Genomic DNA, 21,921 nt, shown 5'->3' with positions numbered 1-21,921 from the left:
AACCCAGATGTTCGGCTTCGGCAGCCCCTACGCCACTGGAATGGAGGCCCGCTGATGCCGTCCCTCCTCGACCTACGGCGCACCGCGGCCGCCCTCGTGGCCGTGGCCATGAGCGCCGCCCTCATCGCCTTCGCCTTCATCATCTCCGACTCCTTCCGCACGCAAACGCAGACCAGCGCGCGGGTGTCCGTAGGCGACGCCGACGTCGTCGTCCAAGACGGTCGTAGAGCCAACAGCACGGAAGGCGCCCTGGACGACTCCCTCCTCAACCGGGTCTCCGCCCTTGACGGTGTCAGCTCCGTCCGTGGTGCCCACTGGGACATGCTGTGGCTCGACCTGCCCAAGCAGCTAAGCGCCGTCGGAGCCCAGGTCGCCGTCCAGGACGTCCCGGCGCTCACCAAGTTCACCACCCTGAGCAGCGGCCGGCTCCCCACCGCCACCGGTGAGGTGGCCATCGACTCCGACCTCGCCGAGCAGCAGGGCCTGAGCGTCGGCGACACCATCCGCCTCACAACCAAGGACAACGACAACGCTAAGGCCGTCCACTCGGCTCCCACGGTGGTCGGCATCATCTCCGCCGGGGCCGACAGCAAGGACACCGGCACCGGCACCCTCTACGCCACCGCCGAGCAGCTCCAAGCGATGGGAGCCAGAATCAATTACTACAGGCTCTACGTCAGCGCCAAACCTGGAACTGATACCAGTTCATTGATGAGGAATGTGTCCGAAATCATTCACTCTACCCAGCCCTCCGCCGTCATCCAGAGCGCGGACGAGGCCATCTCTCAGCGAGCTAAAGCAGAATTAGGAGGGACGATCATCTCAACCATCCTCAACCTCCTGTCCCCGGTCTGCGCGGCGGTCGCCATCATCGTGATCGCCACCACCTTCAGCACGCTGGTGGCGCGCCAGACGCGCATGGTCGGCCTCATGCGCTGCATCGGCACAACCCGCCGTCAGGTGATGCTCGCCGTGCTGCGCACCGGACTCATGACGGGTGTGGTCGGCTCCGTCCTGGGCGCGGCACTCGGAACCGGTATCGGTGCCATCGAGGTGTCCTCGGGAACCTTCGCGGACCTCAAGGCCGATCAGCTCACCATCTCGCCGGTGTCCCTTGGGCTCACCGTCGCCTTGGGGACGCTGGTCACCCTCATCGCCGTCCTGCGCCCTGCGCGCACAGCCACCCGCATCTCACCGCTCGTGGCTCTCACCGGGCAGGTTGCGAGCACCAAGCAGGCCGGACGCAGGCGGATGTGGAGCGCCGTCGCCGGAGCCATCATTGCCGTCATCGGTGCGGCCGCGGTCGCCCTCGGCGTTCAGGCATCCGATATCTTCATCACAGCATGCGGGAGCGCCGTCGTCACCCTCGGCGCGATCCTCGGCCTTCCGCTGCTCGTCACCGTCATCATCGGATTCATCGGCAGAATCAGTGGTGACGCGCGATTCCCGGTCCTGCGCCTGGCTACCCGGAACCTGGCCCGCAACTCCGGACGGTCCGCCGCGACCGCAGCCACACTTTTCGTCTGCGTCCTAGTGGGGTCAGCACTCTTCGTCGGCCTGTCCTCCTTGAACGCCTCCTTCGACGCCATCCTCGGCCACAGCTCACCAGTGGACGCCAGAATCTTCGGAGTCACACCGCAAACCGATACCGCGCAGCTGACGAAGCAGGTCAAAGCAGTCGACGGGGTCAAGGACGTCACCTACGTTCCCTCCCTCGGCCTGACCCAGACCATCGATGGAAAGTCGAAGGACATTACTGTCGACGTCATCGACACCGGCACTATCGCGCCGATCGCACGGTCCACCAGCGGCTTGGAAGACCTCAATGACAAGACCCTCATTGTGGGCGGCATCTATAACATTCCAGATGGCGCCACAGTCACCCTGACCGGCGCTGCCGACAGCGTTGAGCTGACGGCCCGCGTCCAGGAGGGCTGGGGCGCCGCCATCAGCCCGGCAGTGGCTCAGCGCATCAACGGCAATACCCCTACCAACACCACCATGTGGGTTCGGTCCACCGGCAATTCCATGACATCCGATACCGAGCACGCCCTCAATGCGGCTGTCCGAGGTCAGGCTCTGATGGTGGCCGGTAGCGCCGCCGCAAGTGAGCAGATGTCATCCATCATCACGAGGATGGCCCTCATCGTCTGCCTGGTTCTGGGGGCCGCCCTCGTCATCGCCCTGTCCGGGCTGGCCAACACCACGGACGTCTCAGTTCTGGAACGCATTCGAGAGATCGGGGTTCTACGCGCCACCGGCAGCTCCCGCCAGGAGATCCGGCGCCTCATCGTCACCGAGGGGACCCTCCTGGCGGCCGTGGGGGGGAGCCTCGGTCTCCTCATCGGAATGTTCCTCGGCACAGCAGGCACGGTTGCGGCGGGAGGGGCCGCTAAGGGTATGTCTGTGCACATCCCCTACCTCGCGCTGATCGGCATGTTCGCCGCGACCCTGGCCGTCGGCCTGCTGGCCTCACTGCGCCCGGCCGGACGGGCAGCCTCGGTGCCGCCGGTCATGGCGCTCGCAGAGGACTGATCACATACCGAAGACTCGGAAACACACCCACATCCGATGACAGCTTCCTCACCCCACACAGAACTCACATGAAGAAGAAGATCTACATGGACATGTTCTCCCGGCGCCGCAAATCATTGAACGATAGCAGATTCAATGACGCCATGAACGCCGAGACCCGCAGCCCTCTCGAAACAAGCGACTGCTTCGCCTGCCCTTTCAACGAACATCAGTGCCACAACCACTGCTTGAGCAAAGGATATCGCGGAGGGTTCTGCGGAGGATTCGCTGCCGCCACCTGCCGCTGCCACTAACTCCCATCACGTGCGGGGCCGCTTCCAGACATTTGGAAGCGGCCCCGCACGCCACATACTGACCATACTCGACACCTCGAAGAGCATCTCACCCCCTCACGGATGACAGGAAGGAATATTTCCTACCTTCGGTGAGTATTTCTGTGCGAGCCACCCCCATAGAGTGACACCAACTCGGCGGCAGATACATGCACAACGCAGACTCAGACACCACATCACAGTCTTCCCCCAGTCCGGGGAAGGTGCCCGGACGCACTCACCCGCACACCCCCACAGCCTCCCAAAGGAATCATCCAGGGAGACCACCAGAAAGGAACACGCCAATGGACAAGTTCACCCGCCGCACCACCACCCTGAGCGACAGCGACTTCAGCCAGGCCGTCAGCTCCGAGACCCAGGCCCCCATCGAGGGCACCGAAGACCTTAGCTGCCCCTGGGCCCCATCCGTATGTAACCGCCACTGCCTTAGTCACGGTTACAGGGGAGGCTATTGCGCCGGCCCCATCAAGCTCGTGTGTCACTGCTACTGATCCAGACACAACTCGCGACCCGTCCCGCACCGTAGCTGCGATAAAGGACGGGCCCCGAGCGTGGGCTGCCAGATGCTGAACATCTAGCAGCCCACATTTTCCTTCCCAACCCTCTCACATCAGATAGAAAGTCATCCTTAGGGAGGACTCGCTCCCATAAATACCGCTCTTCGGAGAATTTCCTCCAGATAGGCATCCCCGTAATCTTCTCATATCAGCCAAGGCAAGGCGAAGACATTACTGCTTACACTAACGTCTCGCACTACCTGTGCGAGAGATGACAAAAGGATCACCCCATGCCTCATTTTGTTCGCCGATCCACCGCTCTTGCGGATGTGACATTTGAGCAGGCCCTTCATTCAGAGACACATACACCCACCGAGGGAGCAGAATACAACTGCCCTACTGACGAGTCTCCGTGCGACCGTCACTGCAGGTACTCCGGATACCGGGGCGGCTACTGCGGAGGAATACTCAAGACCTCCTGCCGCTGTTACTAACTCAATCAGCGATATTGCAGCGCACAGGACCACACCATCTGAATCATCTTTCTTGCGAGTGACTCCGGCATCCCGGTGCCGCCAGCATCGCATCACAGGCTTCCCCCAATCCGGGGAAGGTGCGCAGACACATTCACCCGCGCACCTCACAACCTCCCACGGGAACCGCCCGGGGAGGACCACCAGAAAGGAACACACCAATGGACAAGTTCACCCGCCGCACCGCTAACCTGGTCGACGCCGACAAGGCCCTCAACGCCGAAACCCACGCCCCCATCGAGGGGGCCGAGGGCTTCGGCTGCCCCTGGAACGCCTACGAGTGCGACCGCCATTGCGTCAGCAAGGGATACACCGGTGGAAACTGCCGCGGCAAGATCCGCCAGACCTGCCACTGCTACTGATCCAGACGTAACACGGGGCCTGTCCCGCACCGTAGCAGCGGCGCAGGGCAGGCCCCGCCCTCAATCCAGTCCCCCAGATCAAGGTACACACCAATGAGTCTTCACGATACGCCTTGGGTCAACAGAAACCAACTACTCATCAACAGCGCAGGAACCTGGGAGCAGGTTGATGAGTCCACGCTCGCAGCCAGGCACACGTCCGCCTCGCTCCGGTTCGTCCTCGCCCGCATCGCGGACGTCAGGCCGCCCTTCGGACAGTCGCTCTTCACCGAGGTCCTTCACAAGGCTCCCGGAACGCGACTCACCAACGACTCTATTCAGACCCTGCAGCCCGAGCAGTACAGCACCGGCGTCATCAGCCTCGAGGCCGCCGAAGAGGTACTGACCCAGGCCCTGCGCCGGAACACCTCTGCCACCCACTTCTCCTCGGCATCAATGCCCGTTGACGACATCATCCTGCGCTATCTCAATGCTCTCACGGTGCCCGCTCCGGACGGTGACTCCGCACCATCTGAGACCGAGGCGAACGACATCGACGCACGGGGCATTCGGGACCTCATCGGCTCCATTCCGAGTGAGGCGAAGAAGGATTCCCAAGGCGGGGGCTTCTTCCATCGGCTACTGTCCAAGAAGGATAAGTCGGACTCACACGAGCCTGAGCACGAGCACGCCTCGGAGGACTCGGAACCAGTCATCGTGGAGCCAGACCCACAATGGCTCAGCATTGACGCCATTCAGATGATCGATGTCGCAAGGATCGTGTCACTGTCCTCGTGGGAGGAGGCCCTCAAGGGACTCCCACCGCGGGCGGCCCAACTCCTGTGGACAGTCTCCAGCGACTCATCGTCGTCATCGGACTCGCTGTACCGCCCAGCCCATGACCCAGACGTTGTCGGCGCCTTCGCCCAGGTTCCTGTTGAGCAGCGCTCCATGGAGGTCCGGAACGGCATTCGCACCCACGACGCCGCACTGTTCCGCAGATTCGGTAAGGAGCCCGTCAACGACCACGCCGCAGCCCGGCTGCGAGCCGTCAAGGAGGCCGCCGAGCTGTGGCCCTCCTGGCAGGAGGAACTGGCCGACGGCTCCCTCGCCGCCCAAGGCTGCATCGACATCGACGGAATGACTTTGATCGGAAAAGACCCTTTCCTTCGCCAGAAGTACGCACTGGACGTCAAGAAAACCGTAGAGACAGAAAGGTGGGTGACCTCATGGCTGAGCGCTGGAGGCTCGCTGACGGAATGACCCTGACACACCTGGAGAACGGGGGATGGACACTCGCCGACCTCCATCGCCTCTCCGTCCATGAGCTGGATGAGGAGAACGGGTCCCTCCTTGATGAGGCCCTCCATTCCACCAGCCCTGCCCCGCTTTCCCCACTTATCGAGTCCGCTATTGAGTCCGGCATCATCATCGATTCAGATTCCACCATCAATGCTCAGGAGAGGTCATTATGAACAGCCTATTCGTCACACTGCTCACCGGAGGAGCGACCGGAGTCCTCCTGGGGACGGCGGGAGCCAAGATCTGGGCGGCCGCCCGCACCCGCCTCGCCTGGCCCGAGGGGGCGAACTTCCTGCGCTTCCATCTCTCCAGCAACTTCGTCATCGCCGCTGAGATCGTCGTGTCCGCTATGGCGCTGGCCGTTGCGAGCTATCGAGCCGCCTCCCTCCTACTCGCCGTTATCTACGTCGGATTCGTGGTCGGGGCCACGACGCTCAAGGGCCAGGAGTGCGGCTGCTTCGGCATCGAGGGCATGAAAGTCGGTCCCGCCCACATCTGGGGCTGCGTCTTCACCGCTGCCGCCCTGCTGGCCAGCACTGTCAGCAGCGAGGAGATCACGAGCCCCCGGCCCCTTCGCCTGGTGATCGCCCTGGTATCGGCCGTTGTGATGACCGCCGCCATGCAGCTGTGGAACCGGCTGAGCCGCACCGCGGTAGACGACGCGCATCACGATCAGCTCCTCATCGTCCTGTCTCCGACCTGCACGGCGTGCTCGGCGCTCAAGGTGATAGAGAACCACGATGTCGACGACTCCGAGCTCGACGGGACCATTCTCTGGGTGGACCGCGACTCCGAACAGGCCACCTCGCTCCGCGAGGCAGGAGTCGATGTCTCCGCCTATCCCGCCGTCGTCTCGATGAGCTCCGCCGACCCGTCCGACGCCCACGTCCAGTCAGGCCTACGTGAGTGCAGGGAGGTGCTTCAGTCATGGCGCACTCGGCAGCTCGCCCTTCAGGCCTGAGCTCCGCGCGACGCGTCCTGGCGTCGTCATGCGGCCGGGCGCTACGAACCTCCGCCCCCTCCATTATCATCGCGGCGCTCCTCCTTGCCGTCCAGGCAACCCTGGACACCATCTCTCCGTTGATGCTCCAGCGCATCATCGACAGACTGACCCAGAACCCAACGACGGCGGGCATTCTCCTACCGGGCCTTCTGGCCGCCGGCGCCGCAGTCGCCAGCACGGCGGTCAGCGTGGCCTCGCAACGCATGACCGCATTCACCGGGCAGCGCTTCCAGGAGCGCCTGCGGATCCTCATGCTCAACAAACTGACCCGATTGTCCTCATCCACCGTCAGCGCGGCGCCGGGAGGCTCCCTGCTCTCACGGATCACCAATGACACCGCGCAGGCCCAGACCTTCGTGTCCACTATTCTGCCGCAGGCCCTTGGCCTCATCGCCCGACTGGGGATCCTGCTGAGCATCATGTGGACCCGGTCCTTCACGATCACCCTGGTGGTCCTCGCACTGGCACTGATCCTGGCCCTGCCCACGGAGCGGGTCTCACGGACGCTCAGCGCCACGACCGACCGCATGCTCGACGCCATGTCAGCCTTCAGCGGCACCGTGGTGGAGCGCGTCGGCGTCACCGGTCACCTCTTCTCCCGCACAGCGGCCGACATCCCCTCGGACCGGCGTCGGGCCGAGGAGACGGCCGCCGGTGTACGCGCCTCCTACACCCGCATGATCACCCTCGACAGCGCCTTCTCCTCATCACTGGACCTCGTCGGTGCCCTGGGAACCGTGGCCGTGCTCATCATCGGCGGATACTCCGTGGTCCAGGGGGACATGACTCCCGGGGCGCTGGCCGCCCTGGCCGCTCTCACGCCCCAGCTCTACGGCCCGCTCCAGGCAGCGTCCGGGGTCCGCACGGGCCTGGCGACGTCATGGTCCGCGCTGTCTCGCGTGAGCGACTTCCTTGAGTCCCAGGAGGAGTGGTACGAGACTCCCCCGGTACCGGTCGACGTCCCCAACGGCGGAGCGCTCCTGGTCAGGGAGACCGATTACTCGGTCGCCAACGGGACGAGCAGCACCGTGCTTCTGGACTCGGTCAGCCTCACCGCCCGGTGCGGAGAGATCGTCGCCATCGTCGGCCCGTCCGGAAGTGGGAAGTCGACCCTCCTCAGCCTGATCGCCGGGGCCAACCACCCCTCACAGGGCAGTATCACCGTCGCCGGGTTCTCGCCCGTCGTCACCGGTACAGAGGCCTGGAACAGCATCGTTCAGTACTGCCCCCAGGAGCCATTCTTCCGCAGCAGCACCCTGAAGGAGAACTTCGAGGCGGTCTGCCCCGGCATCAGCGAGGCCAGAGTCCACGAGCTGTGCAGCCGAGTCGGACTCGATCTGTCCCATCTGGGGGACCGCTCCGGGACGAGCACGATGCTCGGGGAACGCGGGGCACGCATCAGCGGCGGAGAGCGCGCCCGCCTGGCGATCGCCCGAACCCTCGCCCTCAACCCGCGAGTGCTCCTGCTCGATGAGCCCACAGCAGCCCTCGACGACGAGTCCACTGACCGTCTCATCGCCACGCTGCTCGACCTCAAACGCGATCACTGCATCGTCGTCACCACCCACGACGCCCGCCTCTTCGCCATGACCGACCGGGCCTACCGCATGGAGCTCGGCAGGCTCCGCGAGGTGCCCACACCAACCCTCGCTCGCGTAGAGAAAGGAGTGCTCGCATGAGCGCGACGGTCACGACCCTTCCCATCGAGCACCAGAGGGAAGGGCTCAACCGGCTCAGCATCCACACGCTGGTGGACCACCGCACCGGCACCCGAGCAGTGCTGGAGGCCCCGGTCTTCCGCACCTCTCCCAGGACGCGCATGGACCTGCTCCGCTACCGGGGGGTCGCCTACGACCGGCAGTCCGGCGACGTCGTCTCCTCCCCGGTGCCACAAGGCTACCTGGGAACCGTCAACGCAGGCCACCCGTTCCTCTTCTCCGAGCGCGGTGACGGACTGCCCCTGCCCTTCGGCCCGCGGGGCTGGGTCCTGTCCACCTGGCAGGACGACGGGCGCGTCGAGGTCAGCGCCTGCGACGAGGTCGGAACCACCGCATCCCGGTGGGGAATCAGCACACGCTCCCTTCTGGGTCTTCGCCCCAACCCGGCCGGCTCGACCCGCCTGTGGCACTTCGGGGACCACGTCGTGTGGCTGCGTCAGGAGTACCAGCCCTCCGAGGTCGTCACTCGTCACAGCGGCGACGCCGAGCTGTGGCCGGACGCCCTGGTGGAGGAGTTCTTCACCTCCTCACTGTGCACCGTCATGCTCGACGACGCACCGCTTCCCGGGGTGCCTCAGGGCTCGGTGGTCCTCCTCGAGGCCGGCTCCCCCTTCCTCATCGGAGTGGCCAGCACGCCCGAGGAACTGGCCGCCTTCATGCGGGAGGACCATGTCCCCCACTACCTCGTCGACCTCCACGACGGAAAGAACGGGGAAGACCGGGAAGGCGCATCGCCGTCGTCGGTATTACACATCGGCGATCTGCCCCGCGGATCGGTGGCCCACCGCCCCCTGGGCGGGCGCAGCGCTGTGGTCTACACCGAGCGCCTTATCGATGAGACAATCTCCTACTCCGCCGAGGATGGTTCGGTAGTCGCCACCGTCGCCTACGGCGTCAGCCACTACACCGGGATCCCTGGACTGACCGGGGTATGGGTCGCGCTCGGTGCACCCCACGTCCTGCGGTGGGCCGGGGGCTCCTGGACCAGCGATAACCCGATTGACCGCCTCCTTCCCGGCGGGGCCGACGACAATGTCCAGGTCATCACCTCCGACGGCTCCCACCGGCTGGTAGGAATCGGCGGAACCGCCGAAGCAACCGACGCTCCTCATGCCTCCTCGTCCCCCATTTTGTGGTGCCCCTCATCGGAAGATCCAGCCGGCAGCGTCTCCGGAACCGTTATCACCCGAGTCCTTCCCGAGCGTACGGTCGACATCACCCTGACCGAGTCGACACGCGGATCGGTCCCGCTGGTCTGGTTCGACAGCTCCTGGGCACTGCAGATCGAGGCCTCCGAGCCCGCTCCCATCGACCTGGGCTCGCTGCAGCCGGACAGCGTCCGGTGGTGCCACGCGGGCTCGCGCCCCGTAGTGCGGGTGGGCATCGACTACCAGGCACTGGCCGAGGTCCACGCAGAGGACATCCTGGCCGAGCTGCACCAGGCCTGGGAGGCCGCCCTGGGGGTAATCACCGCCGAGCTGCCGAGATCCCCGATCCCGCCTTTCCTGGGTGGCCACAGCTTCGGCGCGGCGCTCGCGGCTGTCTCGGTGCTGCGCGGCATGTCCTCCCCCAGGGGGGTACTCCTGCGCAGCGGCGCGTACGACCGGTACGCGACGCCGTCGGGATTCGAGCACGACCGGCGCACCGCCGCCTCCGATCCCAGTCTATACAGCATGATGACCATTCTTCCCAGCACTCGCGCACACCGGGATATCCCCTTCCTGCTGACCTGCGGGGACTCCGATGAGAACTCAGCGACGACTCCCGAGCAGTCGCTCCACCTGTACGAGAACCTCCTGGTCGCCGACGCCGACGTCACCCTGTCCGTCTTCCCCGGCGAGGGCCACGTCTTCAGCTCCCGGCAGTCGATCGTGGATCGCCGTCGCCTGGAGGAGAACTGGATGAGTGAGCGCATCCAGTCCCCTCAGCAGTCCCATCACCAGTAATCAGCCACGACCTAAGGAACACCATCATGAACCGAATCAAGCGCTCCGACATCAAGGACTCCATACAGACCGTGCTGACCTCCCGGAACGAGCCCGGAATGACGGGGTGGATTCCCCGCACCGATCAGCCCTCCACGGAGAACCGCGACTCGGTCGAGGCGGACCTCCTCGCACTGCGCGGCCTCCTGGAGAAGCACGGCGACGCCCTGTCCGGAGACATCGAGAAGGACGCGGCCCTGGTGACCGCCGCACGCCGTCGTGGACACACGGTCGACCTCGTCGTGGGTAGGGAGCGCGCTCCATACAACGGTGAGGCGGGCTTCCTGTCCTGGATCGAGCACAACGGCTCGGTGATCCTGACCCTCGCCCCCGTTCGCGAGCTCTACGAGGAGGTGGCCCGGTGGTGAACATCGTGGCACCCGCTTGTGCGCCTCATCTTCGCAGGAGGGCACTGACCGCCTGCGCTACGCTGTTCCTCCTCCTGGGCGCGGGGAGCACGACGGCCGGCGCCGCCTCGGCCAACTCATCGTCTCACGGCTCACTGCTTCCGGGCGATCCCCTCCAGTCCAAACAGTGGTACCTCAGTTGGCAGAACCGCCCGGGCTCGCCCTCCACCGGCAAAGGCGCCTCCGTGGGCATCATCGATACCGGTGTCGACGCCTCCCACCCCGATCTGGCCGCCGCATACGACTCCGCCAGCAGCAAGTCCTTCCTGTCGGGGGGCTCCTGCAACAGAGACACCGCCTGTGACGATCCCACCTATGACGGCTTCGGTCACGGAACCTCCGTCGCCGGGATCATCGCCGCCGCCGTGGACGGGCACGGCATCGTCGGGGCCGCTCCGGGGGCCAGGATCGTCAGTCTCAAGGCCGGGGACCGGACGGGCACTTTCTCCGCCGACGCCGTCAGCCAGGCGATCCGGTACGGGGCCGACGAGCATCTCAGCGTCCTCGTCATGAGCTTCACCGTCGACCCCTGGTTCCGCTACTGCGACAACGCGCCCGCGGACACGGCCGAGCAGCGGGGAGAGCAGAAGGCCGACCTGGAGAAGGTGACCTCGGCACTGAAGTACGCCGCCGATCACGGGGTGGTCCTCGTAACCGCCGCCGGCAACGAGGCCTACGATCTCGACCACGGCACATCGGACCCGTACAGCTCGGGCTGGTCCGGTCAGGCAGAGCGTCCTGTCACCGATCAGTGCGTCACCATGCCCGCCCAGTCCGACGACGTCATCACCGTTGGGGCCATCACCGAGAAGGGGGCTCGGAGCAGCTACTCCAATGTGGGCGCTGCACTCGACATCGTCACATTCGGGGGCGAGCCGCCTCTGGCAGGGCCGGGCGGTGCCGTGGTCCAGGGGCCGGGGTCGGGGATCCTCACCACGGCATCGGCGGACAGACTCCGTGAGCTAGGCGCGCTCAACGACGACGGCTCTCCTCGAACCGACGAGGTCCTGAGCGACTGCCCCTCAGGAGGGGGTTCCTGCAGGTACTACTGGTACCAGATCGGAACCTCGTTTGCGGCGCCCCAGGTCGCGGCCGCGGCGGCGGAACTCAGGTCTCGCGAAGTACCGGCGGGTGACGTCAAGAAGCAGCTGACGACGTCGGCCACCCCGATCTCATGCCCGAGCGAGAAGCAGGCTCTGGCATGCGAACCCATCACAGGCGGAGGCAACACCTGGTACGGGGCAGGAGCGCTCCGGCTCCCCAGGTGACACAACCGACCGGAGCCACTCATCAGGAGAGAGGATAGCCTTCACCTCTCCTGATGAGTGGCGACGACCAGCTTGAGGCGTGAGGACACGCCGTACTTCTTCATGAGGTGGGAAACGTGGCTCTTGACCGTGGCCTCTGAGATGAAGAGCTGGTCGGCGATCTCAGCGTTGGAGTACCCCTCGCAGAGGAGATCCAGCACAGCTTGCTCAGCCTCAGTAACACCGGGGCGCGAGCTTGGAACGGGGCGCAGGTACTGTGAGACGAGGCGGGAGGTGGTGGCCGGGGAGATCGTCGTTCCGCCGTTGTGGGCGGCGATGACGGCCCGGATCACCTCCTCCGCCGAGGAGTCCTTGAGCAGGAAGCCGTTGGCCTTCCGGTCCAGCGCGGTCCGCATGGCCTCATCGTCATCGAAGGAGGTGAGGACGATGACGGCGACCTCGGGCATCCCCTGCTTGACCTTGGTGAGGAGCTGAAGACCGTCCATTCCCGGCATCCGCACATCGGTGATGAGCACGTCGACCCGGTAGTTCCGCAGGAAGCCGAAGGCGTCCGTTGCAGACCCGAAAGTGCTGAGAACCTCGATCTCCTGCGCTTCGTTCAGGTAGGCCCTCAGGGCCTGCAAGACAAAGGGGTCGTCATCAACGACGATGACCCGGATCTTCTCCGAGTTATTGTTGTCACTTAAACTATTCGAGAGAGCATCTGTCCGCATGGAAGAATGATACTGAGTTTGCCCGACTCGAGAGCGGTTCGTATGTCTTTTCTTGCCTTCGACACTCAGACATCCTTCACATGGCACCCCACGCGACGCACCCACCTGCTCCATGCAGGAGTTGCCATCTTCATCCTCACCATCGCACCGATGGCCTTGGGAGTACCTCATACTGCCTCTGCACTCCTGGTCACCTCCATGAGCCTGGCCTGCCTGCCCCTGGCATCCCGGCTTCCCGCCGCAGGAGCAGCCGCAAGCCTGGCTGTCGCCTGGTTCGCCGCCAACTCCCCATACGATCTTGGCGGCATTTCCGTGGTACTGCCGTGGGGGCTTTGCATCATGCTCCTGGGCCGAGGCCTCCGACGCGACATGATCTACGTCCTCGCCTTCGCGACGACGTTGTCACACCTCTCAGCAGCACCAACGTGGTATTTAGGGCTAATCCAAACAGCAACTTTCGGTGTTCCTTGCGTGGTGATCGGTGAGGTCATCCGTCATCACCGCCTCCAGGCCAACGTCGCCGAGCACGAGCGCCGGCGCAAGCTCGACCAGCAACGGCGCCTGGTCGTCTCCGAGCTTCACGATACCGTCGTGCGCGACCTCAGCCACGCCGTCATGATCGCCGAACAAGCCCGCCTAGCCGACCCCCACAACACCCACCTCAACCAACAGCTCGCAGCCATCATCACCCCCGTACGCACCGCCGTCGAACAACTACGACGCAGCCTGAAAGCCATGAGCACCGCCGAAGGAGACGACTCCCTCCTTCTACTGGCCGCCTCACCCCCACCACCCCTGACTGACACCATCCGCGCTGTCCGGGAAACCCTCGCGCACCGAGACGCCCACCTGACCACCCAGGGCACCGACCTGCTCGACAACCCCAGCATCGGCCCTGGCGTCCGCCAACAGCTCGTACGCATCATCGCCGAGCTCATCAACAACGCCGCCAAGTACACACCCCCCTCCAGCACCGCCACCCTCACCATCGAGGCCGACGACAACACCCTCGAGTGCATGTGCACCAACCCCATCGACCCCGACCACCCCACCAGCATCGCCACCTCATCCCAGCTCGGTCTCATTCAAGCCCAGCAACGCATCGAATCCCTAGGCGGCTCCCTCCACATCACCCGCACCCTCGACCGCTGGACCACCATCTTCACCATCCCCCTCCGCCCCACACCTCAGACAACCACGAAGTGACGCGCCAACCACTTCCACCTTTGAGCACGCCGGAACGACCGGCATCCGCAGAAAGTCGTATGCGATTTCATCCATAAGAAGGCTGGTGCAGTCACGGAAGGCAGGTCAGACTTAAGCCAACACCTCACCACCGCAAGGAGTCGAACATGCGTAAGGCCATTTCCCCCATCCTCTCAGCCACCGCTCTCGGAGGAGCCCTGCTTTTGTGTCCACCTTCTCACGCTGCCCCCACCTCCGCGCATACTCACGATGAACCTATCGCTTTTCACGCGCCAACGAAAGTAAATTGCGTAGACCTAGCAGGCATATTCACCACTTGCAAACTCTAGCCACATAACCCACCGAAGCCCCGTCTGTTCTTCGGAAAATAGGTGCGATTCACAGATACTCGATCATCATTCATTTTCGAACCGCATGCGACAGCAACCAACAGCTCACGAGGAAGTTCCATTGATGCCGCCCACACAAATCTGGACGACATCAAGGGAACTTCCTTTTTCATATCGTATCCGCAAGAGCATCCATCTCAACATCGACTCGCAGCTTGCAAGATATTGACCAGATCGGATTCTTCTTAGACCCGCAAGGGCACAGAACTTCTCCGGCCTCGTCGCTGCCGCGGCTCCTCGGGCCGGGCATGGAGGGGACGCAGCGACGCATGAAGGTCATGGGCGGCGGCCTGAACGTGAGTCAGTGCGACGACCGCTGGACCACCATCTTCATTATCCTCCCCCACCCGATATCCCCAGTACACACCGCCTGAGGCACCGGCCGAGATATCCCGCGCAGCCGGGGGCTGATGGCGCCCGGCGGGGACACGTCGCGCGTTCGGGGAAGGCCATCATGTCCTCGGGCTCGTGGACTGCACCCGTCGATGTCGAATGTCCCCGGCCGAGAGAGCCTTCTACCCACGCCACTCACCTCAGGGGGCCGCTTGGCCAGTCCGTGCAAGACAGGAACGGCCTGATCGTGTCCAGTGCGTTGTCAGTGCGGGCTGCCGAGCTCGACGAGGAGCACCCCGGCCATGATGAGCACAATCCCGGCCACCATGGTGCGGGTCAGTGGCTCACTGAAGAGGAGCCGTGAGGCGATTGCCGTGACGGCCACTCCCCCGGCCGACCAGATCCCGTAGGCGACACCGAGCGGCAGTCCCTCTGTGAGGGCCAGGGTCAACATGGCGAAGGCCGCCAGGTAGCCGACCATGACAACGCCGTACCACCGTAGTCCCTTGCCGTCGGAGGCGAGCTTGAGTGACAGTGTGCCGGTGGTCTCGGAGGCGATGGCCGCCACAAGGTAGACCCCGCTCATGGCATCTCACCGTCCTTGTCCTGCGTACCCGCGCGCTGCACCCCGATCTCAACGAGGAGCACCCCGGCCATGATGAGCACAATCCCGGCCACCATGGTGCGAGTCAGTGGCTCACCGAAGAGGAGTCTTGAGGCCATAGCCGTCACGGCCACTCCCCCGGCCGACCAGAGCCCGTAGGCGACGCCGAGCGGCATACCCGCTCTGAGCGTCAACGACAGGAGGATGAAGGCCAGCGCGTACCCGCTCCCGACAACGACGTAGAAACCCGGTTGGTTCAAGGCCTGGCGCAGGGCGAGGGTCGCCGACACCTCGGAGATGATGGCACCTCCAAGCGCCGGCCAGGCGCACACTCCGCGACCCGTCGACCCCAGGCACTCCTTCAACGCACCGAGCACCGTCGGGCCCGTGGGCGCGCCCGGGCGGCACACGCTCCCCCACGTCGACGAGCAGAGCACGTCCTTGACCGTCATGCCCGGTTCTCCACGGTCTCGAGCCGCCTGCAGACCATGGAGCCGAAGGCGAGCGCCGGGACGATCATGAGCAGGGCGTTGGATCCCCACCACATGGGGTCGAAGTCGCAGTAGAAGGACCAGAAGGAGATCGCCATGAACCCGGCGCAGAAGGTGAGCATGAGCCCGACCGTCAGCACCAGGTCACCGACCCTGCTGCCCACGCGCGTCAGGTGGGCGCCGAGGAAGACGGTCAGTGCGGCGGCGACGTCGAGCGGGAAGAAGGACCAGTTCCAGGCCTGGATGACCTGGTTGGAGTAGTCCTTGAAACGCAGGTGCTCGGGAATGAGATTGAGGAAGACGGCCGCCCAGTAGAGCAGCAGCCCGGCATCGACGGCCACCAGCAGCCTCTTGTACGTGGGACTCATCGCCCCACTATTTCACCAGTCCTGTCCGGTGTCGAGGTCTTCTGGCGGCTCAGGACCGCCGGCCCAGGACCAGGCTCATGGCCTCGGATCGGGTGGCGGCGTTGCGCATGATGCCACGCACGGCGGAGGTGACCGTGTTGGAGCCGGGCTTGCGCACGCCCCGCATGGACATGCACAGGTGCTCGGCCTCAACGACGACGAGCACGCCCCGGCAGCCTACGCCCAGCCCAACTTTATTAGAACTAGATAAAGTTAAGTAAAGATCCTAAGATGACCGCGTGGACAACATCAACAACCCGTACACACCCAACGCAGGAGCAGCACCGGAGGTCCTCATTGGTCGCGACGGGCAAACCGAGGCGTTTTCCATCCTACTTCAGAGGCTCAAACGAGGCCGGACAGAGCAATCGATGATTATGACCGGCCTGCGCGGCGTCGGCAAGACCGTCCTGCTTAACAGGTTCGCAGAACTCGCCGAGCTGGCAGGATGGGAGTCAATCGAGCTTGAAGCGAGCAAGCACGACGAAACAGCATTCCGTCAGTCCATCTTCTCCAAGTTTCGCGCAGCACTCCTACACATATCACCTCGTCGCCGCTGGAGCGAACGCGCTCGACACGCCGCAGAAGTACTCAGTTCCTTTGTGCTATCGATCGACCAATCCGGCACTTTTTCCGTCACATGGGACGTAGACCCATCCGAAGGCTACGGTGATCACGGCGACCTAGGGCTAGACCTCACGGACGTATTTCTAGCCGTAGGAGATGTTGCGAAGGAAAAAGAAACCGGGATCGTCCTACTCATCGACGAAGTTCAATTTCTCACCACTGTTCAACTTGAATCACTCATACAAGCGGTTCACAAGTCCGTCCAAAAAAAGCTTCCCATCACTTTTGTGGGAGCCGGCCTACCACAGATCGCCGAGCTCGCTGGAGACGCCAAGTCTTATGCCGAAAGACTGTTCAAGTTCCCACGCATCGACTCCCTCACCCCCGAGGAAGCCCGGCAAGCACTTGTGGGACCCGCAGAAACCGAGAACGTGTCCTACGACGAAGATGCCGTGGACCTCGCAGTCAGCCTCACTCACGGCTACCCGTACTTCATTCAGGAGCTGGGGTACCAAGCATGGATCGTGGCGAGCGGAAACCACATCACAGCAGAAGACATCAGTACCGCTAAAGAAGCATACGAAGCAAAGCTCGACGGGTCGTTCTTCCGCGTACGACTCGACCGTGCAACCCCCCTTCAAACCGCATACATGAGAGCCATGGCGGAACTCGGCTCCGAGCCCCAGAAAGCAGCCGATGTCGCTTCCCTCATGAAACGAGAGTCATCACAAGTGGCACCCATCAGATCTCAACTCATTGACATGGGGCTGCTATACACGCCCCAGCACGGTTATGCTGCCTTCACCGTCCCGGACTTCGACAAGTTCATGATGCGAGCCGTACCCCGCCTCGAAGTCCCAGAGATTCAACATCGCCGTCGACGCGGGAAATGAAGTCACCATTCCACCCGGGGAGGCAGCCACTGGATTCGGGTGTCGAGGTCTTCTGGCGGCTCAGGACCGCCGGCCCAGGACCAGGCTCATGGCCTCGGATCGGGTGGCGGCGTTGCGCATGATGCCGCGCACGGCGGAGGTGACCGTGTTGGAGCCGGGCTTGCGCACGCCCCGCATCGACATGCACAGGTGCTCGGCCTCGACCACCACGAGCACCCCCCGGCACTCCAGACGCTCGACGAGGGCGTCGGCGATCTGCCGGGTGAGCCGCTCCTGGACCTGGGGGCGCCGGGCGTAGCCGTCCACGAGGCGCGCCACCTTGGACAGGCCGGTGACGCGCCCGTCCTCACTGGGGATGTAGCCCACGTGCGCCAACCCGTGGAAAGGCAGGAGGTGGTGCTCGCACACCGAGTACATGGGGATGTCGCGCACGAGGACCATCTCCTCGTGCCCGACGTCGAAGACCCGCTCGACGTGCTCGGCCGGGTCCTGCCCAAGACCGGCGAACATCTCCGCGTAGGCGCGCGCCATGCGCTCGGGGGTGTCACGCAGCCCGTCGCGCTCGGGGTCCTCCCCGATGGCGACGAGCAGGTCGTGCACCGCCCGCCGCACGCCCTCGTCGTCGTAGCTCATGGTCAGCCTCTGTCTCTCTGCGCCTGCCGGGCCCGCCGGGGCCTGGTTCGACTCACTGGTTGTAGCCCCAGAAGTCGTCGCTGCCGTGGGAGTCGCCGGACTCACCGTCAGGGACGGAGGCGGCCTCGACGACGGGCAGGGACTCGTCGCTGCGCCACAGGGGCCGCTCGGGCTGCTTGACGACGGCCGCGAAGATCCTCTCCAGGTCCTTCTCCAGGAGCGTCTCGCGGGTGAGGAGCTCCTCGGCCAGCTCGTCGAGCACGGCGCGGTTGCGGGTGAGGATCTCCCAGGCCTCCCGGTGGGCGGTGTCCAGCAGGCTGCGGACCTCGGCGTCGACGGTGGCGGCGACCTGCTCGGAGAAGTCACGGTTGGTGGCGTTGAGCCCCAGGACCGTCTCACTCTCGGTGGTGCCGAGCTTGACGGCACCGACCGCGCTGGTCATGCCGTAGTCGGTGACCATCTTGCGGGCCGTGGCGGTGGCCTTCTCGATGTCGTTGGAGGCGCCGGTGGTGGGGTCGCGGAAGATGATCTCCTCGGCGGCCCTCCCGCCCATGGCGTAGACGAGCTGGTCGAGCAGCTCGTTGCGGGTGGTGGAGTACTTGTCGTCCTGAGGCATGACCTGCGTGTATCCCAGGGCGCGCCCGCGCGGCAGGATCGTCACCTTGGTGACCGGGTCGGAGTAGGCGCCGGCGGCCGCGCACAGGGCGTGACCGGCCTCGTGGTAGGCGGTGACCCGCTTCTCGTGGTCGCGCATGACGCGGGTGCGCTTCTGCGGGCCGGCGATGACACGGTCGATGGCCTCGTCCAGGGCCCGGTTGTCGATGAGGTGGGCGTTGGAGCGGGCGGTGAGCAGGGCGGCCTCGTTGAGGACGTTGGCCAGGTCCGCACCGGTGAAGCCGGGGGTCCGCTTGGCCACGAGGTCGAGGTCGACGTCGTCGGTCAAGGGCTTGCCCTTGGCGTGGACCTTGAGGATGGCGGCGCGCCCGGCCATGTCGGGGGCCTCGACGCTGACCTGCCGGTCGAAGCGGCCCGGGCGCAGGAGGGCCGGGTCCAGGACGTCGGGGCGGTTGGTGGCGGCGATGAGGATGACGTTGGTGTTGGCGTCGAAGCCGTCCATCTCGACGAGGAGCTGGTTGAGGGTCTGCTCGCGCTCGTCGTGCCCGCCGCCGGTGCCGGAACCGCGGTGGCGGCCGACGGCGTCGATCTCGTCGACGAAGATGATGGCGGGGGCGTTCTCCTTGGCCTGGTCGAACAGGTCGCGCACGCGCGAGGCTCCCACGCCGACGAACATCTCGACGAACTCGGAGGCCGCCATGGAGAAGAAGGGCACGCCGGCCTCGCCGGCGACGGCCTTGGCCAGGAGGGTCTTACCGGTTCCGGGCGGGCCGTAGAGGAGGACGCCCTTGGGGATCTTGGCGCCGACGGCTCGGAACTTGTCCGGCTCGGAGAGGAACTCGCGGATCTCCTCGAGCTCCTCGACGGCCTCGTCCTCGCCGGCGACGTCGGCGAAGGTGACGTCGGGCATCTCCTTGGAGCCGACCTTCGCCTTGGAGCGGCCGAAGCCCATGGCGCCGCCGCGCCCGCCGCCCATGCGGCTCAGGAGCCACCACATGAAGCCGCCCAAGAGGATGGCGGGGACAAGCAGCTGGATGAGGGAGGACCACCAGCTGGTGGTGGGCACCACGGAGTTGAAGCCCTCCTTGGGGGCGGCGGCCTGCACGAGGCGGTCGACCTGCTCGGCCTGGGCGTCGGTGTAGGAGAACTCGACCTTCTTGCCCACCGGGCGGGACTCGATCCCCTTCTTCTTGGGCTGGACGTAGGTGGTGTTGAGGTCCAGCTCCACGCGCTGGTTGCCGTCGACGACGGTGATCGACTTGATCGTGTCCGGCTTGTCCCGCAGAAGCGTCAGGCCGTCGGAGGTGTCGATGGTGCGGTAGCCGAACATCGAGGAGAACACGGCCCAGCCGAGGATGACGACCAGAAGGAAGGGCACCAGCCACAGGAACGGGTTGCCCAGGGTGTCGCGGAGCTTGCGGTCACGCTTGCCGCGGTCGTTCTTGCCGGCCTTGCCCGGCTTATCCGAGTCCTTGCGGCCGGGCTCACGCCCAGAATCTTTCATCGTGCGGTAGGTCCCTTCAACATACTTGACCCTCCGACGTTAGCCGATGGCACGGCAAAGGTCCCATTGCGCTTGCTCACGTTCGCGCCGGGCGTGGCCGGGAAGATCCGGGAGAGCCGGCCGGTTCGAGGCTGTCTTGCCGAGAGGAGGCACCGTAGGGCCCGAGGACTGCGGCCCGGGGCGCCGTCCGGCCCCCTATGGTGCGTCCTCGGCAGCCCAGCCAAGCCGCCCCGCGTACCGTCCCCGCTTCAGACGCGGCGCAGGCGCAGGACGATGAGGCCGCCGGACAGCAGGATCGCCGCCACGAACAGCACACTGATCGCCGCACCGGTCACCGGCAGCCACCGCTCCCGGACACTCTGGGCGGCGGGCCGCTCGGTGGCGCTCGAGACCCTCGTCGTGTCATGGCTGCTGCCGGCGCCCACCACGACCTCGTTGTGGTCACTACCTTCGGACCCGCTCGAGGACTGCGAGCCGGCACTCGAGCCGTCCGGCACCGAGCCGCCGTTGGAGGGCGGGGCCCCTGCAGTCGGCCCCTGCGGAGTCCCCTGCTGGGGCGAGGCCGACGCCGAGGCCTCCGGGGCCGGCGTCGCAGTGCTGCTAGCACCAGTGCCGGGGCGCTGCTGATCCGTTGGTGTGGTCGCGCCGGTCTCCGGAGCGGACCACTGCGGGCGCGCCACCAGAGCCACCTCGGCCATCGCCTGGGCATCCAGGGCCTGCGCCTGGGCGGTGCCGGTCGAGGCCCGCACGACCTGGTTGTCGCCGACGTAGATGCCGACGTCGTAAACGTTTCCGAACACCGCGGACTGGGCGGACGCCGAGTCGGGGGCGTTCTGCCCGCCGGGCGTGGGGCGGGAGAAGAAGACGATGTCCCCGGGGTTGATGGAGCCGTGCGTGTTCAGCCACAGACGCCCCTGGGAGTTGAACCAGCCGGCCAGGTCGTCGGGCTTCCAGCTCCCGGAGAGGTCGTGCCCGACGTCGGCCCGGTAGCCGACCTGGCTGTTCTGGTCCGCCGCATAGGTGGTGTGCGAGTAGTCCCAGCCGGAGAGCACCATGCCCACCAGTGCCGAGGAGGTGATCGGGTAGGGGCCCGGGCCGCCGGCGCGAGGGTTCGCGCCCGACAGCGGCGTGGGACGCGACGCGTCCGACACCAGGGACCCCCCGGCGTTGACGAAGGACCGGGTCCGGGCCACCACGTCGCTGGCGGCGGCGCCGTCCGAGGCGACGGTCGGGGTGGTGGGGAGGCCCTGCGGCACGGCCCACTGGCCGTCGGCCAGCATGACGGAGACGGCACCCAGCGCACCCTCGGGACTGGTGCTCTCGACGCTGTAGGTCAGACCGCCACCGTCACCGGGCGCCTCGTCACCGAGAGTGGTCAGGGTGCCGGAAGCACCTCTGACCTGCGTCATCTCAGCCGCCGTATTAAACGTGTCGCCAGCGGTCGGCTCGGCGGCCACGGAAGGCATCATGGGGATGCTCAGCGAGGACGACAGCACCACCGCACCAACGAGGCCGACCAGCCTCGGGGCACGTCGACGCACAGCCTTCTTCACTGTCACCAACAGTCCTTCCACATCACCCGCCGGCAGGGGTCACCGGCGACTCACACTTGTTATCTTAACGTAACGTACGCACCCCCGACCAC

21 protein-coding genes and 1 pseudogene are annotated in these 21,921 nt (G+C 65.3%); 14 read left to right on the top strand and 8 right to left on the bottom strand.

The window, feature by feature from the left end:
* Positions 1-54: 54 nt before the first annotated feature.
* From FBF36_RS02610 to FBF36_RS02555, 12 genes are all read left to right on the top strand, one after another.
* Positions 55-2,535 carry an FtsX-like permease family protein gene (locus FBF36_RS02610; RefSeq protein ID WP_009393169.1) on the top strand — a complete coding sequence of 827 codons (2,481 nt, stop codon included), beginning with the start codon at positions 55-57 and terminating at the stop codon, positions 2,533-2,535.
* Positions 2,536-2,603: 68 nt separating this feature from the next.
* Positions 2,604-2,828: an actinodefensin gene (locus FBF36_RS02605; RefSeq protein ID WP_009393170.1), complete on the top strand. Its 225-nt coding sequence runs from the start codon at positions 2,604-2,606 to the stop codon at positions 2,826-2,828.
* Between the two features lie 188 nt (positions 2,829-3,016).
* On the top strand, positions 3,017-3,358 hold the full coding sequence (locus FBF36_RS13720; RefSeq protein WP_318655712.1) for an actinodefensin: 342 nt from the start codon (positions 3,017-3,019) through the stop codon (positions 3,356-3,358).
* Between the two features lie 296 nt (positions 3,359-3,654).
* On the top strand, positions 3,655-3,858 hold the full coding sequence (locus FBF36_RS02595; RefSeq protein ID WP_087943934.1) for an actinodefensin: 204 nt from the start codon (positions 3,655-3,657) through the stop codon (positions 3,856-3,858).
* Positions 3,859-4,058: 200 nt separating this feature from the next.
* Complete coding sequence (locus FBF36_RS02590) at positions 4,059-4,259, top strand: actinodefensin (protein ID WP_009393172.1); 201 nt, start codon at positions 4,059-4,061, stop codon at positions 4,257-4,259.
* Between the two features lie 93 nt (positions 4,260-4,352).
* Positions 4,353-5,501: an actinodefensin-associated protein A gene (gene adfA, locus FBF36_RS02585; protein WP_009393173.1), complete on the top strand. Its 1,149-nt coding sequence runs from the start codon at positions 4,353-4,355 to the stop codon at positions 5,499-5,501.
* Complete coding sequence (adfB, locus tag FBF36_RS02580) at positions 5,468-5,713, top strand: actinodefensin-associated protein B (RefSeq protein WP_138137129.1); 246 nt, start codon at positions 5,468-5,470, stop codon at positions 5,711-5,713. Before adfA ends, adfB begins: the two co-directional genes overlap by 34 nt.
* On the top strand, positions 5,710-6,501 hold the full coding sequence (locus tag FBF36_RS02575) for a MauE/DoxX family redox-associated membrane protein (protein ID WP_009393175.1): 792 nt from the start codon (positions 5,710-5,712) through the stop codon (positions 6,499-6,501). Before adfB ends, FBF36_RS02575 begins: the two co-directional genes overlap by 4 nt.
* Entirely contained in the window at positions 6,468-8,222 is a 1,755-nt protein-coding gene (locus tag FBF36_RS02570; protein ID WP_009393176.1) for an ATP-binding cassette domain-containing protein, read from the top strand. The genes FBF36_RS02575 and FBF36_RS02570 overlap by 34 nt, the downstream gene beginning before the upstream one ends.
* The gene (locus FBF36_RS02565) at positions 8,219-10,207 is read left to right on the top strand and encodes an alpha/beta hydrolase family protein (protein ID WP_009393177.1); all 1,989 of its coding nucleotides are present in this window, start codon (positions 8,219-8,221) and stop codon (positions 10,205-10,207) included. Before FBF36_RS02570 ends, FBF36_RS02565 begins: the two co-directional genes overlap by 4 nt.
* Positions 10,208-10,233: 26 nt before the next feature.
* On the top strand, positions 10,234-10,614 hold the full coding sequence (locus FBF36_RS02560; RefSeq protein ID WP_009393178.1) for a hypothetical protein: 381 nt from the start codon (positions 10,234-10,236) through the stop codon (positions 10,612-10,614).
* On the top strand, positions 10,608-11,921 hold the full coding sequence (locus tag FBF36_RS02555; protein WP_009393179.1) for a S8 family serine peptidase: 1,314 nt from the start codon (positions 10,608-10,610) through the stop codon (positions 11,919-11,921). Before FBF36_RS02560 ends, FBF36_RS02555 begins: the two co-directional genes overlap by 7 nt.
* Before the next feature lie 41 nt (positions 11,922-11,962).
* On the opposite strand, the gene FBF36_RS02550 is transcribed toward FBF36_RS02555, so the two are convergent.
* The gene (locus FBF36_RS02550) at positions 11,963-12,634 is read right to left on the bottom strand and encodes a response regulator transcription factor (RefSeq protein ID WP_009393180.1); all 672 of its coding nucleotides are present in this window, start codon (positions 12,632-12,634) and stop codon (positions 11,963-11,965) included.
* 42 nt (positions 12,635-12,676) lie between these two features.
* Here FBF36_RS02550 and FBF36_RS02545 point away from each other — a divergent pair, with 42 nt between their 5' ends.
* Positions 12,677-13,840, top strand: coding sequence for a sensor histidine kinase (locus FBF36_RS02545; RefSeq protein ID WP_009393181.1), 1,164 nt, complete (start codon positions 12,677-12,679; stop codon positions 13,838-13,840).
* Positions 13,841-14,824: 984 nt separating this feature from the next.
* On the opposite strand, the gene FBF36_RS02540 is transcribed toward FBF36_RS02545, so the two are convergent.
* The 4 genes and pseudogenes from FBF36_RS02540 to FBF36_RS02525 all read right to left on the bottom strand — a co-directional run.
* Positions 14,825-15,148, bottom strand: coding sequence for a DMT family transporter (locus FBF36_RS02540; RefSeq protein WP_009393184.1), 324 nt, complete (start codon positions 15,146-15,148; stop codon positions 14,825-14,827).
* Positions 15,145-15,498 (bottom strand): DMT family transporter, encoded by a 354-nt coding sequence (locus FBF36_RS02535; protein WP_034490799.1) that lies wholly within the window; start codon positions 15,496-15,498, stop codon positions 15,145-15,147. The genes FBF36_RS02540 and FBF36_RS02535 overlap by 4 nt, the downstream gene beginning before the upstream one ends.
* 116 nt (positions 15,499-15,614) lie before the next feature.
* The gene (locus tag FBF36_RS02530; RefSeq protein ID WP_009393186.1) at positions 15,615-16,025 is read right to left on the bottom strand and encodes a YvaD family protein; all 411 of its coding nucleotides are present in this window, start codon (positions 16,023-16,025) and stop codon (positions 15,615-15,617) included.
* A 49-nt stretch (positions 16,026-16,074) separates the two neighbouring features.
* A pseudogene (locus tag FBF36_RS02525) lies at positions 16,075-16,239 on the bottom strand (GTP cyclohydrolase I); the annotation flags it as partial.
* A gap of 64 nt (positions 16,240-16,303) precedes the next feature.
* On the opposite strand from FBF36_RS02525, the gene FBF36_RS02520 reads away from it, so the two are divergent.
* Complete coding sequence (locus FBF36_RS02520; RefSeq protein WP_034490795.1) at positions 16,304-17,524, top strand: ATP-binding protein; 1,221 nt, start codon at positions 16,304-16,306, stop codon at positions 17,522-17,524.
* Between the two features lie 60 nt (positions 17,525-17,584).
* Here FBF36_RS02520 and folE read toward each other — a convergent pair whose 3' ends face one another.
* The 3 genes from folE to FBF36_RS02505 all read right to left on the bottom strand — a co-directional run bounded on the left by folE (position 17,585) and on the right by FBF36_RS02505 (position 21,835).
* The gene (gene folE, locus FBF36_RS02515; RefSeq protein WP_009393189.1) at positions 17,585-18,157 is read right to left on the bottom strand and encodes a GTP cyclohydrolase I FolE; all 573 of its coding nucleotides are present in this window, start codon (positions 18,155-18,157) and stop codon (positions 17,585-17,587) included.
* A gap of 52 nt (positions 18,158-18,209) precedes the next feature.
* A complete protein-coding gene (gene ftsH, locus FBF36_RS02510; protein WP_009393190.1) occupies positions 18,210-20,276 on the bottom strand; it encodes an ATP-dependent zinc metalloprotease FtsH in 2,067 nt (688 codons plus the stop codon).
* 248 nt (positions 20,277-20,524) lie between these two features.
* A complete protein-coding gene (locus FBF36_RS02505; protein ID WP_034490797.1) occupies positions 20,525-21,835 on the bottom strand; it encodes a hypothetical protein in 1,311 nt (436 codons plus the stop codon).
* Between the last annotated feature and the right edge of the window lie 86 nt (positions 21,836-21,921).

Origin of the sequence: Actinomyces sp. oral taxon 171 str. F0337, assembly GCF_005696555.1 — a bacterium.
GTDB lineage: Bacteria > Actinomycetota > Actinomycetes > Actinomycetales > Actinomycetaceae > Actinomyces > Actinomyces oris_E.
The sequence above is the reverse complement of the archived record's forward strand: the minus strand, read 5'-3'. Positions and strand labels throughout refer to the sequence as shown.

Coding starts and splice junctions, on each gene's coding strand:
- FBF36_RS02575 (WP_009393175.1), top strand. CDS start 5,710: ATGAACAGCCTATTCGTCACACTGCTCACCGGAGGAGCGACCGGAGTC.
- FBF36_RS13720 (WP_318655712.1), top strand. CDS start 3,017: ATGCACAACGCAGACTCAGACACCACATCACAGTCTTCCCCCAGTCCG.
- FBF36_RS02565 (WP_009393177.1), top strand. CDS start 8,219: ATGAGCGCGACGGTCACGACCCTTCCCATCGAGCACCAGAGGGAAGGG.
- FBF36_RS02590 (WP_009393172.1), top strand. CDS start 4,059: ATGGACAAGTTCACCCGCCGCACCGCTAACCTGGTCGACGCCGACAAG.
- FBF36_RS02540 (WP_009393184.1), bottom strand. CDS start 15,148: ATGAGCGGGGTCTACCTTGTGGCGGCCATCGCCTCCGAGACCACCGGC.
- FBF36_RS02570 (WP_009393176.1), top strand. CDS start 6,468: ATGGCGCACTCGGCAGCTCGCCCTTCAGGCCTGAGCTCCGCGCGACGC.
- folE (WP_009393189.1), bottom strand. CDS start 18,157: ATGAGCTACGACGACGAGGGCGTGCGGCGGGCGGTGCACGACCTGCTC.
- FBF36_RS02530 (WP_009393186.1), bottom strand. CDS start 16,025: ATGAGTCCCACGTACAAGAGGCTGCTGGTGGCCGTCGATGCCGGGCTG.
- FBF36_RS02550 (WP_009393180.1), bottom strand. CDS start 12,634: ATGCGGACAGATGCTCTCTCGAATAGTTTAAGTGACAACAATAACTCG.
- adfB (WP_138137129.1), top strand. CDS start 5,468: ATGGCTGAGCGCTGGAGGCTCGCTGACGGAATGACCCTGACACACCTG.
- FBF36_RS02595 (WP_087943934.1), top strand. CDS start 3,655: ATGCCTCATTTTGTTCGCCGATCCACCGCTCTTGCGGATGTGACATTT.
- ftsH (WP_009393190.1), bottom strand. CDS start 20,276: ATGAAAGATTCTGGGCGTGAGCCCGGCCGCAAGGACTCGGATAAGCCG.
- adfA (WP_009393173.1), top strand. CDS start 4,353: ATGAGTCTTCACGATACGCCTTGGGTCAACAGAAACCAACTACTCATC.
- FBF36_RS02545 (WP_009393181.1), top strand. CDS start 12,677: ATGTCTTTTCTTGCCTTCGACACTCAGACATCCTTCACATGGCACCCC.
- FBF36_RS02605 (WP_009393170.1), top strand. CDS start 2,604: ATGAAGAAGAAGATCTACATGGACATGTTCTCCCGGCGCCGCAAATCA.
- FBF36_RS02610 (WP_009393169.1), top strand. CDS start 55: ATGCCGTCCCTCCTCGACCTACGGCGCACCGCGGCCGCCCTCGTGGCC.
- FBF36_RS02560 (WP_009393178.1), top strand. CDS start 10,234: ATGAACCGAATCAAGCGCTCCGACATCAAGGACTCCATACAGACCGTG.